This window comes from Streptomyces sp. NBC_01190 (genome assembly GCF_045039895.1).
GTDB lineage: Bacteria > Actinomycetota > Actinomycetes > Streptomycetales > Streptomycetaceae > Actinacidiphila.
Window position 1 is genome coordinate 2,920,759 of the sequence record NZ_CP108580.1, and the last position, 12,265, is coordinate 2,933,023.

Here is a 12,265-nt window from a genome sequence, read left to right on the forward strand (position 1 = left end):
TTCACCGGTCGGCACAGCCCCCTCAGCAGGACAGGTTGCCCCCGGTCGGCACGCCCAGGATCGAGGTGAAGCTCGTGTACGCGTTGATCCGGCTCTGCACCTGCGCCGGGTTGCCGCCGTTGCACTCGATGCTGCCGTTAATGCTGCGGATCGTCTGACCGAAGCCGGCGCCGTTGACCATGGCGTTGTGCGGGGTCATGGTGCCGGGTCCGGATTGGGTGTTCCAGTACCAGAGGCCGGTCTTCCAGGCGACCGCCGCGTCGGTCTGGACGAGGTTCGGGTTGTGCAGCAGATCGATGCCGAGTGCGTCGCCGGCCGCCTTGTAGTTGAAGTTCCAGCTGAGCTGGATGGGTCCGCGACCGTAGTACGCGGCCTGTCCGGCCGGGCACCCGTACGACTGGCTGCTGTCGCAGTAGGTCGGGTAGTTGGCGGTGTTCTGCTCGACGATGTAGACGAGGCCGCCGGTCTCGTGGCTGACGTTGGCGAGGAAGGCCGCGGCTTCCTGCTTCTTCACCGTGTCGCTGCCGGTGGTGGCGAAGCCGGGGTACGCGCTGAGGGCGGCGGTCAGCCCGCTGTAGGTGTAGAAGGAGTTCCGGCTCGGGAACATCTGGTTGAACTGGGCCTCGCTGACGACGAATCCACCGGGGTTGGGCGGCGGCGTGGTACCGCCGGTCGTCCCGCCGCTGCCGCCGGTGCAGGTGTACGGGTCCCAGTACCAGGTGCTGATGATCGGGTCGTAGCCCGGGTTGTCGTGCTCGGCGATGTAGTAGTTGCCGTCGGTGTAGCGGACGACGTTCCCGGTCACGTAGGACTGGCCGGCCACCCAGGCCGGGTAGCTACAGCCCCCGGTGCCTCCGGTGCCACCCGAGGAGCCGCCACAGGCGCCCTGGTCGCTCCAGACGTCGGCGGCGCCGGGCGTCTCGCCCTGCGTCCACCACTTGGCGAGCCAGTTGTGGCTGCTGTAGGAGGCGGACTGGCCGCCGGTGTAGACCGTCGACGAACTCCACGGCGAGGCGCAGGTGGCGGCGGAAGCGGTGGAGGACAGCGGTACGAGGATCGCGAGCCCGATGGCCACCGCGAGGGCGGCGAACAGGGCGATGATCCGTTGTCTCGACACGTGACCACTCCTTGTGGGGGGGTGAAGTGGGGTCGAGTCAGCACTCAAACGGATTGGTCTGGACCTGTCAATAGTCCAGACCAATTCAAGCCACGGTCACCGGCAAGAACTGCCGGGAACCGGCGGAAACAAGCGGTGGGCCGACGGCACTTCAGCCGTCGGCCCACCCGCCGCTGCGCCGCGGAGCCTTACGACCCCAGCACCGTCGTCAGGAACTCCGCCGTCCACTGGAGCAGTTCCCGGCCCACCACGGGCTTCCCGCCGATCCGCGCGGTGGCCGGCCGTGGCACCAGCACCTGCCTGGTCGAGTGCTTGATCAGTGACCGCGGGTAGATCCGCTGGAGCCGCAGCTCCTGCGACTCCCGCAGCTCCACCGGGCCGAAGCGCACATTGGCCCCCTGGAGGGTGATGTCGCCGACCCCCACCCGCCGGGCCAGCATCCGCAGGCCCGCGACGAGCAGCAGGTTCTCCACCGGCTCCGGCAGCTTGCCGTAGCGGTCGGTGAGTTCGTCCCTGACCGCGGTGATGTCCTCGTCGGTGGTGGCCGCGGCGATCGACCGGTACGCCTGGAGACGCAGCCGTTCACCGGGCGCGTAGTCGTGCGGGACGTGCGCGTCGACCGGCAGCTCGATCTTGACGTCGAGCAGCGTCTCCTCGGGCTCGCCGCCCGTTTCCAGGGCCGACCGGTAATCGGCAACCGCTTCGCCGACCATCCGTACGTAGAGGTCGAAGCCGACGCCCGCGATGTGCCCCGACTGCTCGCCGCCGAGCAGATTGCCGGCGCCGCGGATCTCCAGGTCCTTCATCGCGACGTACATGCCCGCGCCCATCTCGGTGTGCTGGGCGATGGTCGCCAGCCGCTCGTGCGCCGTCTCGGTGAGCGGCTTCTCCGGCGGGTAGAGGAAGTAGGCGTAGCCGCGCTCCCGGGACCGGCCGACCCGGCCGCGCAACTGGTGGAGCTGCGAGAGGCCGAAGGTGTCGCCGCGCTCCACGATGAGCGTGTTGGCGTTAGGGATGTCGATACCGGATTCGACGATCGTCGTCGACACCAGCACATCGAACTTCTTCTCCCAGAAGTCCACCACGACCTGTTCGAGCTGCGACTCCCCCATCTGCCCGTGCGCGGTGGCGATCCGCGCCTCCGGCACGATCTCGCGCAGCCGGGCCGCGGCCCGGTCGATGGATTCCACCCGGTTGTGAATGTAGAAGACCTGGCCCTCGCGCAGCAGCTCCCGACGGACCGCGGCGCCGATCTGCCGTTCCTCGTACGGTCCGACGAACGTCAGCACCGGGTGCCGTTCCTCCGGCGGGGTGGTGATCGTGGACATCTCACGGATGCCGGTGACCGCCATCTCCAGGGTGCGCGGGATCGGCGTCGCGGACATGGTGAGGACGTCCACGTTGGCCCGCAGCTTCTTCAACTGCTCCTTGTGCTCGACGCCGAACCGCTGCTCCTCGTCCACGATGACCAGGCCCAGGTCCTTGAACTTGGTCTCCGACGAGAACAGCCGGTGGGTGCCGATGACCACGTCGACCGAGCCGTCCCGCAGCCCTTCGAGCGCCGCCTTGGCCTCGGTGTCGGTCTGGAAGCGGGACAGCGCCCGCACCTTCACCGGGAACTGCGCGTACCGCTCGGAGAAGGTGCCGAAGTGCTGCTGGACCAGCAGTGTCGTCGGTACGAGCACCGCGACCTGCTTGCCGTCCTGCACCGCCTTGAAGGCGGCCCTGACCGCGATCTCCGTCTTGCCGTAACCCACGTCGCCGCAGATCAGCCGGTCCATCGGCACCGACTTCTCCATGTCCTCCTTCACCTCGGCGATGGTGGTGAGCTGGTCGGGCGTCTCCGCGTACGGGAAGGCGTCCTCCAGCTCGCGCTGCCAGGGGGTGTCCGGGGTGAAGGTGTGGCCGGGGGCGGCCATCCGCGCCGAGTACAGGCGGATCAGGTCGGCGGCGATCTCCTTGACCGCCTTCTTCGCGCGGGCCTTGGTCTTGGTCCAGTCCGCGCCGCCGAGCCGGTGCAGCGAGGGCGCCTCGCCGCCCACGTACTTGGTGATCTGCTCCAACTGGTCGGTGGGCACGAAGAGCCGGTCGCCGGGCTGGCCGCGCTTGGCCGCCGCGTACTCCACCACCAGGTACTCGCGGGTGGCGCCCTGCACCGTCCGCTGCACCATCTCCACATAGCGGCCCACACCGTGCTGTTCGTGCACGATGTAGTCACCGCCGACCAGGGTGAGCGGGTCGATGGACTTGCGGCGGCGGGACGGCATCCGCCCCATGTCCTTGGTGGACGACTTCTGGCCCGACAGGTCGGTCTCGGTGAGCACCGCCAGCTTGCGGGCGGGGTCGATGAAGCCGTGCTCCACCGAGCCGGTGGCGACGTGGACGACCGCGGGCGTCAGCGCGCCGAGTTCCAGGTCGAGGCGGGCGGCGATGCCCTCGCCGCCGAGCACCTCCACCATCCGGGAGGCGGGGCCGTGGCCTTCGGTGACGAAGACCGTGCGCCACCCGTCGGCCAGCCAGCCCTTGGTGTCGGCCAGCGCCCGCGCGGTGTCGCCGCGGTACAGCTCGGGCGCGTGCATCCCGAGCCGCAGGGTGTCGCCGAACTCCCGCTCCAGGCCGGTGTCACCGGTGGCGAGCCGCTCGGCGGCGGCGATCTCGTCGGCCGCGAAGGGGCTCACCGACCACCAGGCGAGGCCCAGTTCGCGCGCCCGGTCCCGTACGTCCGCGATCGCCCACAGCGAAGCCGCGCCGAGGTCGACCGGGGCCTCACCGCCGCCCGCCGACGCCGCCCAGGACGCTTCCAGGAACTCCTGCGAGGTCGCCACCAGGTCGGCGGCGCGGGTACGGACCCGCTCAGGGTCGCAGACCACCGCCATCGCGCCGGCCGGCAGTACGTCCAGCAGCAGCTCCATGTCGTCGACGAGGACGGGCGCCAAAGACTCCATGCCCTCCACCGCGATGCCCTCGGCGATCTTGCCGAGCATCTCGTCGAGTTCTGGGTGCCGGGCGCCCAGCTCGGCGGCCCTGGCCCGCACCTGCGGGGTCAGCAGCAGCTCGCGGCAGGGCGGCGCCCACAGGCCGTGTTCCGCGACTTCCAGGGAGCGCTGGTCGGCGACCTTGAAGTAGCGGATCTCCTCGACGTCGTCACCCCAGAACTCCACCCGCAGCGGATGCTCCTCGGTGGGCGGGAAGACGTCCAGGATGCCGCCGCGTACCGCGAACTCGCCGCGCTTCTCGACCAGCTCCACCCGGGCGTACGCGGCTGCCGCCAGCCCGTCCACCACGCTGCCGAGGTCCGCGCTCTGCCCGCTGCGCAAAAACACCGGCTCCAGGTCGCCGAGCCCCTTGACCTGCGGCTGGAGCACGGACCGGATCGGCGCCACGACGACCTGGACCGGTCCTGCCGACGGGTCGTCGGCCCGCGGGTGGGCGAGTCGGCGCAGGACGGCGAGCCGACGGCCGACGGTGTCGCTGCGCGGGGAGAGCCGCTCGTGCGGCAGTGTCTCCCAGGCCGGGTACTCCACTACGGCGTCGGGCGGCAGCAGGGAGCGCAGCGCGGCGGCCAGGTCCTCCGCCTCGCGGCCGGTCGCGGTCACCGCGAGCACGGTGCGGTGGGCGCGCGCGGCGAGCGCGGCGACCACCACCGGGCGGGCGGCGGGCGGACCCACCAGGTCCACCAGGGGGCGGGCGCCGGAGGTGGCGGCGGCCACCGCCTCGGCGAGGGCGGGGTCCTCGACGACGACGTCGACCAGACCGTTCAGACTCATCAGGATTCCGTCCCGGGGGCAGGCGAGAGAAACAAGGCGCGGTGCCGTACGGGCAACACGAACCGCCCGACACGTGTCACGGGCCGGGGTACTCCCAGCGTACGACCTGCCGCCGACACGCACCGCAGGGACCGCTTTCCGGCCGCTTTCCGACGTGGTCCCGCCATCGGCGGGGGCGGGCGGCGGGGGCCTGCGGGGGCCGCCGCCGGACGGACGACGGCCCCGGCGCGCGGGGGGCTGCGCTGCCGGGGCCGCCGCGATCGGTGCGGACGGGTGGATCAGTCCGTGGCGATGGCGTTGAGTACGTTCATCCGGGCCGCCCTGAAGGCCGGCAGCAGGGCCGCCAGCAGGCCGACGAGCGCCGAGGCGACGAAGACCACGATGATCGTCGTCCAGGGGATCCGCAGGATGCCGAGTCCCTGGGAGGCCAGGACCCGCTGCCCGGTCGAGCCCCAGCCCAGGCCGAGGACCACCCCGATCAGCGCGCCGAAGAGCGCGATCACCACCGATTCGAGCCGGATCATGCGCCGGAGCTGCCGCCGGGAGGTGCCGATGGCGCGCATCAGGCCGATCTCCCGGGTGCGTTCGACCACCGACAGGGCGAGGGTGTTCACCACGCCCAGGACGGCGACCACGATGGCGAGGCCGAGCAGCACGTAGATCATGTAGAGGAGCTGGTTGACCTGGTGCTGGATCTGGGTCTTGTAGTCGGCCTGGTCCCGCACGTCGATCTGCGGATAGTTCCTGGCCGCGGCCTTGAGCGAGGCGTAGGCCTGCTGTTCCTTGCCGTCGACCGCCTTGCCGAAGAGCAGGAAGTCGCCGGGCATCTTGTCGGCCGGCAGATAGCGGCGGGCGGTGTCGATGCCGGTGAACAGCGTGCCGTGCTCGATGGTGGTGTCGTCGCTGGTGATCGCGGCGATCCGCAGCTTGGCGGTGCGGCCGCCGACCATGGCGACGGTCATCTCGTCGCCGAGCTTGACGTGGTTGTCGTTGGCGAAGCCCTCGGGCACCGACATGGCGTCCTTGCCGTAGGCGTCGGTGAGCTTGCCGTGGACCGTGTCGAGGCGGAGGTCCTCGGCGTAGCTGGGATCGGCGGCGCTCAGCCGGTCCTTGATCACCTTGCCGGCGGGGGTGGTGAGGGTCGCGTTGACGACGGTGTAGTCGGTGAAGTGCTCGACGTCCTTGGCGGACCGCAGCGCCTTCAGCGCCGCCGGGGTGATCGGCTGGGCACCGTTGTCGCCGACCTGGATGATGAAGTCGGCACCGACGGACTTGTCGAGCTGATCGTTGGCGGAGGCGACCATGGAGGAGCCGACCACCGACATGCCGGCCACCAGCGCCAGTCCGATCATCAGCGCGGACGCGGTGGCACCGGTACGGCGCGGGTTGCGCAGCGCGTTGCGCTCGGCGAGCCGGCCCATCGGACCGAAGAAGCGCAGCAGCACGGCACTGACCGCTCGTACGATCACATTGGCCAGCAGCGGGCCGATGATCACAAAGCCGATCAGGGTGAGCAGCACCCCGAGGCCGAGCAGACTGCCGCCGGTCGCCGCCTTGGCCGCCTGGGTCGCCGCCACCAGGGCGAGCACGCCAGCCGCCGAGACGAGGAGGCCGAGTGCGGCCCGGATCCGGCCGGACTTCGCGTCGGCCGGGGTGCCCGCGTCGCGCAGCGCCGCCATCGGGGAGATCTTCCCGGCCCGGCGGGCGGGCACATAGGCGGACACCACGGTGACCACGACACCGATGAGCAGGCCCACCAGCGGGGTGGACGCCTTGATGGTCAGCTCGGACATGTCGAGCTTCATGCCGACCTTGCCCATCAGCTTCATCAGTCCGATGGCCAGCCCGATGCCGCCGCCGATACCGAGCACCGAGCCGGTGACGCCGAGCATGACCGCCTCGATCAGCACCGACCGGTTGATCTGCCGGCGGCTCGACCCGAGGGCCCGCATCAGACCGATCTCACGGGTCCGCTGGGCGACCAGCATCGAGAAGGTGTTGACGATCAGGAAGATGCCGACCAGGACCGCGATCCCGGCGAAGCCGAGCATCGCGTACTTCATGAAGTTCAGAAAGCCGCCGAGGTCGTCCTTGTCCTTCTGCTTCGTCTCGGCCGCGGTGTCGATGGTGTAGTGGCCGCCGATGGCCGCCTTGACGTTCGCCTTGAGCTGCTCGTCGCTGACGCCCTTGGCGGCGGTCAGCCCGAAGCCGGTGTAGGCGTCGGTACGGCCGAGCAGCTTGCTCTGGGCGGTCGCGGTGTCCACGTAGACCACGGCGGCGCCGGGGTTGGTGGACTTGAAGGTGACGATGCCGGTGAGCGTCACGTCGAAGTCGCCCGGGGCGGCGATGACCCGCAGCGTGTCACCGATCCGCAGGTGGTGCTTGTTGGCGGTGTCGGCGTCGAGCAGCGCGTCGGAGGCGCCCGTGGGCAGGTGCCCCGAGGTCAGCTCGACGGCCTTGGTCTCGGTCGGGTCCCAGTTGCTGACGATGGTCGGGGCGCCGGAGGACGGACTGATCTTGTCGTTGTGCGCGTCGGCGACGGTGACGTCCTGGCTGGTCACATCGGGGGCGGACGCGGCCACCCCGGCCACGTGGGCCAACGTGCCCTGGAGCGACGCCGGCACGGTGTCCGGGATGCCGGTGGCCTGCTCGTTGTCGACCTTCGGCGCGCTGATGGTGACGTCGGAGGCGGTGGAGCCGAAGAGCTTGTCGAAGGTGGCGGTCATGGTGTCGGTGAGCACCAGGGTGCCGCAGACGAACGCCACCGACAGCAGGACGGCGACCGCGGAGAGCGCCATCCGCCCCTTGTGCGCGAAGAAGTTGCGCACGGAGGTCCTGAAGATGGTCACGACGCGCTCCCGCGACCCTCGACGCGACCGTGCGACTCGTTTCCGGCGCCCTTCCGGGAGGCGTCCCCGGCGGTCTTCCTGTCCCCGGCGGCCCTGCCCGCGGCGTCCCCGGTGGCCTCCCCGGTGAAGCGCAGCATGCGTTCGAGGACGGACTCGGCGGTCGGGCTGGTCATCTCCTCGACGATCCGGCCGTCGGCCAGATACAGCACCCGGTCCGCGTACGAGGCCGCGACCGGGTCGTGGGTGACCATGACGATGGTCTGACCGAGTTCGTCGACCGAGCGGCGCAGGAAGCCGAGTACCTCGGCGCCGGCCCTGGAGTCGAGGTTTCCGGTCGGCTCGTCGCCGAAGATGATCTCGGGACGGGCGGCGAGGGCCCGGGCCACCGCGACCCGCTGCTGCTGGCCGCCGGAGAGCTGCGTCGGGCGGTGCTTGAGCCGGTCGCCGAGGCCGACGGTCTCCACCACCTGGTCCAGCCAGGCGCGGTCGACCTTGCGGCCGGCGATGTCCATCGGCAGGGTGATGTTCTCCACCGCGTTGAGCGTCGGCAGCAGGTTGAACGACTGGAAGATGAAGCCGATCTTGTCGCGGCGCAGCCGGGTGAGGTGCTTGTCCTTCAGCCCGGTGATCTCGGTGCCGCCGATCCAGATGCGGCCCTCGGTCACGGTGTCGAGACCGGCCAGGCAGTGCATCAGGGTGGACTTGCCGGAACCCGAGGGGCCCATGATCGCGGTGAAGCGGCCACGGGCGATGTCGACATCGACCTCGTCAAGGGCGAGCACGCGGGTCTCGCCGGCGCCGTACGCCTTGGTCACCGAGCGGGCCGCGGCGGCAACAGCCGAACGTTCTCCGTTGCCCCCGGCCTTGGGAATCGTCACTGCCGTCGTCACTTTCACTCCTGGTGTTCTTCTGGCGTGGTTGCCGTGTTGCCGTGTTGCCGTGGTTGCCGTGGTTCTGCGGTGGTCCTGCCGTGGTGTCGCGTCCCAGCCTGCCGAAGCGTGCCCGGCGGCACGATGGGGCAGGTCTCCGTCGTGGAGTGGGGGTAGCCCCACCCCCGGTCCCGGGGAGCGGGGCGTGTCTTCCCAACCCCATGCTCAGACGGTATTGACAGCGGGCGCCGGGATCGTCATCCGGCGGTACGAATCAGCGGCTGCCGAAAGTAGGTGTCTCCCCCTAGGGGAGTGCTACCTGGGGAGGAGGCAGACGTCGGGGTCCGGCGCGGACACGTGCGAGGGTGTGGCGTACACGGAAGTACGGGGGCGGGCCCGGGAGTCGGATGGGCCGTCGGCGATGGGCGGATGCCGAGCCGCTGATCGGTCCTGGACGGGGCGGTGACGGGCCGTCAGCAGGGTTGTCGGCGGCCCGGCGTCAGCGGTCGGTTGAGGCGCGTCAGCCGTCAGCCGTCAGTTGAGGCTGAGCCGGGCCGGCCGTTCGCCGCCGACCAGTGCGGCCAGCGCACGATCGATGTCGGGCCCGGCGTACCAGTCGCCGGTGTGGTCCACCGCGTAGACGCGCCCCTCGGCGTCGATGGCCAGCAGGGCGCCGGTGTCCGGCTCCTCGCCGAGCGGGCTGATCCCGGTCTCCAGAGCGCGGCCGAGGTCGCCGAAGGTACGGGCCAGGTGCAGGCCGCGCATCGGGTCGACCACCACGGCGCTGGGCACGGTCTGCCGGCCGGGCCCTGACACCGGCGGGATCTCCAGACCGCCGAACTCCGCCCACGCCTCGACCGCGGCCGGGAAGACCGCGTGCCGGTGACCGGCCGGCGACTCGTACGCCCGCAGCCGGTCGGCCCACTCCTCCGCCTGCCTGATGTCCCAGCGGCCGGGCCGCCAGCCCGCGGCGCGCAAGGCCGCGTCCACTCCGACCGGGAAGCGCGTACTGGCCGGTCCCTCGGCCGTCATGAAGTCGCTCACGCCCCCTCCACCGCCGGGTCGAAGGGCCGTACCCCGAAGTGCGCGAGCAGCGGGGCGCACGACCGGCAGGGCGGGGCATAGGCGCCGTGCGCCGGGTCGCCGTCCTCGCGGATCCGGCGGGCGGTCACCTTGGCGCCGCGCAGTGCCTTGCGCGCCTCACTCTGGGTGAGCGGCCGACGGGAGGCGCGCTTGCCGCGGTTCGCCTCGACGGCCGTCAGATGGCGGGAGAGCAGCACCGCCTCGGCGCAGCGCCCGGTGAACCGCTCGCGCTGCCCGACCGGGAGTGCGTCGAGCAACTCCCGGACGAGAGGGTGGAGTTCGGGCGGCTGCTCGCCCTTGGACCCGGTGCAGGTCAGCACCTCGTCGCGGATGGAGAGCGCCGCCGCGACCGCGGGCAGGATCCCGTCCCTGCGGTGCCGCAGGACCGGCGGCCCGGCCGGATCGAGAACCGCGCTCCAGCTCGGCCTCGGATCGGCGGTCCCCGCCGCTTGTAGGTGACTTGTCATATTGTGCGTGCATCCCTCCGTCCGCCCGCCTCGAGGCGGGTGGTCCCCCATGTGTTGATCAGAGTGCCAAACGGGTCGTGTGATGGGGAAGCCGAACGCCGTTCACCACCCGTTCCGTGTGGGACTTGTCACCGTCGGATGACGCTCCGTCGCCGACGCGGCCACAGGGCGTACACAGGAAGGCGAAGCAGCATGGACGATACGGCCCAGGTGGCGGAGGATCGTCAGTCGGCCCGCCTCGCGGGTCCCCCCACCGCCGAGACAGGGAATGTGACCCATGCGCAAGACCCGGATCGCCGTGGCCACCGTCGCCGTACTGCCGGCGCTGCTGCTCGCCGCCGGCTGCTCGTCGGGCTCCTCGGGCTCCTCAAAGGCGTCGAAGTCGGCGAACGCCGACGGCGGCTCCACGACCAGGCCTCCCTCGTCGTCCACGGCGTCCTCCGCGCCCAACGGCAAGGCGCCGCTGACCAAGGCCCAGTTGACGAGCGCGCTGGTCACCGACGCGGACGTGCCGGGCTGGACGGTGCAGGTCTCGCAGACCGACACCCAGGACTCCCAGGACGACTCCACGCTCACCACGGACAAGCCGCAGTGCCAGCCGCTGGCCGACATCACCAGCAGCAAGCCCAAGATCCACCGGATGGCGTTCGTCGGCGCGGCCTTCGCTAAGACCCCGGCCGCCGGCCAGACCACACCGGCCGAGATCGACCAGATGCTCGTCGCCAGCCACGCGCCCGGCGACGCCCAGAAGGTCATCGACTCGGTGAAGCAGGCGCTCGGCACCTGCACCACCTTCAACGCGGTCGACAACACCGGGACGAAGACCCCGTTCGCCATCACCAAGGGCCCGGCGGTGGCGACCGGCGATGCCTCGGCGTCCTATGTGATGACCGATACGGCCGACAAGAAGAGCGGGGCGGCGCGGGTGTCCGTGGTGAAGACCGGTGACACCATCACCGCCTATCTCTCGGTGAAGTCGGCGGGCGGCGCCGGCGAACTGCCGCTCAACGTGGCCCGCGAGCAGAACGACAAGCTGCGGGCGGCGCAGGGCAAGTAGCGGCGGCGGGAGTGGGCGGGTTCCTCGCCGGGTCGCGCCGGATCCGTGATCGTGTTGTGAGCGGCGCCGCGGGGGGCAGGCCGGAAGGGGTGCCGTAAAGTCGCGCGGCAGCGAGTCGTCGCCGCGCGGCTCCGGGACGGCACCCGGAGGCCGCAGGACGGCCACGGCACCGCATGACGCAGCCACGCAGCCACGCCACCGCCACCGCCACGACGTAGCAAGGACGCAGGGGGACCTATCGATGTCGATCCGTGTACGCAGTCGCCTACTGGCCGGTAGCCGCGCCGGTCGCCGTACGGTCCCGGTCGCCGTCGCGCTGCTGCTGCCCGTGCTCGCGCTGACGGCCGGCTGCGGCGGGGGCGGGAAGGGGCCGAAGACCGTGCCGGCGTCGGGCGCGGTGCCCGCCGCCAAGCTCACCCTGGCGCTGCTCACGCCCTCCGACGTTCCGCATCTCCAGGTGCTCCCCTCGGGCACCAAGAACCAACTGCTCGGCGGGCCGTCGAAGCCCGACCACCCGGACTGCCAGCCGATCGCCGACCAGTGGGCCACCCGGCCCAAGCACCCCCGGCAGGTCTACGCGGGCGCGCTGCTCACCGACACCGCCGACAAGGACAAGAAGGCCAAGGCCATCAGCCTGGAGGTGATCGCCTCCTACAAGAAGGGGGAGGCGAAGGCGGTCCTGGACGAGCTGAGCACCGCGCTGCGGACCTGCCGCGGCTACAAGGTGACGCGGAGCGGCGTCATCTCCACCTTCGTCGTCCGCCCGGTGACGCCGGCCGGCCCGCCGCTCGGGGATCAGCAGGTCACCTACACGATCGGCGACACGGCGAGCGGGGCCGCGGGGACGGTGCTGGTCACGGTGGTACGCAGCGGGGACGCCACCGCCGCGTTCGAGACGGTCCGCGCCGATCACAAACCGGCGACGCTGCGCCGGGCGATTCCGCTGAAGCAGGTGGCGAAGCTGGAGGCGGCGGAGAGGGGATAGCCGGATAGTCGGTGGGGGCGCTTCCGGGGGCCGGGAGCGGCCGGCGGAAGAGGTGCCCGAAGTTATCCACA

The 12,265-nt window shown here is 71.0% G+C and carries 8 protein-coding genes; 2 read left to right on the plus strand and 6 right to left on the minus strand.

Annotated features, from left to right (window positions below):
- Positions 1-22: 22 nt before the first annotated feature.
- The 6 genes from OG519_RS12175 to OG519_RS12200 all read right to left on the minus strand — a co-directional run bounded on the left by OG519_RS12175 (position 23) and on the right by OG519_RS12200 (position 10,152).
- Entirely contained in the window at positions 23-1,117 is a 1,095-nt protein-coding gene (locus tag OG519_RS12175; RefSeq protein ID WP_405582425.1) for a glycoside hydrolase family 19 protein, read from the minus strand.
- Positions 1,118-1,305: 188 nt separating this feature from the next.
- A complete protein-coding gene (gene mfd, locus OG519_RS12180; protein WP_405582427.1) occupies positions 1,306-4,884 on the minus strand; it encodes a transcription-repair coupling factor in 3,579 nt (1,192 codons plus the stop codon).
- 278 nt (positions 4,885-5,162) lie between these two features.
- Complete coding sequence (locus OG519_RS12185) at positions 5,163-7,733, minus strand: ABC transporter permease (RefSeq protein ID WP_405582430.1); 2,571 nt, start codon at positions 7,731-7,733, stop codon at positions 5,163-5,165.
- Entirely contained in the window at positions 7,730-8,623 is an 894-nt protein-coding gene (locus OG519_RS12190; RefSeq protein ID WP_405582432.1) for an ABC transporter ATP-binding protein, read from the minus strand. Before OG519_RS12190 ends, OG519_RS12185 begins: the two co-directional genes overlap by 4 nt.
- 513 nt (positions 8,624-9,136) lie before the next feature.
- Complete coding sequence (locus tag OG519_RS12195) at positions 9,137-9,634, minus strand: SUKH-3 domain-containing protein (RefSeq protein WP_405592675.1); 498 nt, start codon at positions 9,632-9,634, stop codon at positions 9,137-9,139.
- 8 nt (positions 9,635-9,642) lie between these two features.
- Positions 9,643-10,152 (minus strand): YwqJ-related putative deaminase, encoded by a 510-nt coding sequence (locus OG519_RS12200; RefSeq protein ID WP_405582434.1) that lies wholly within the window; start codon positions 10,150-10,152, stop codon positions 9,643-9,645.
- Between the two features lie 277 nt (positions 10,153-10,429).
- Here OG519_RS12200 and OG519_RS12205 point away from each other — a divergent pair, with 277 nt between their 5' ends.
- Both OG519_RS12205 and OG519_RS12210 read left to right on the plus strand, forming a co-directional pair.
- The gene (locus tag OG519_RS12205) at positions 10,430-11,209 is read left to right on the plus strand and encodes a sensor domain-containing protein (protein WP_405582436.1); all 780 of its coding nucleotides are present in this window, start codon (positions 10,430-10,432) and stop codon (positions 11,207-11,209) included.
- 241 nt (positions 11,210-11,450) lie between these two features.
- Positions 11,451-12,194: a hypothetical protein gene (locus tag OG519_RS12210; RefSeq protein WP_405582439.1), complete on the plus strand. Its 744-nt coding sequence runs from the start codon at positions 11,451-11,453 to the stop codon at positions 12,192-12,194.
- Positions 12,195-12,265: the final 71 nt, after the last annotated feature.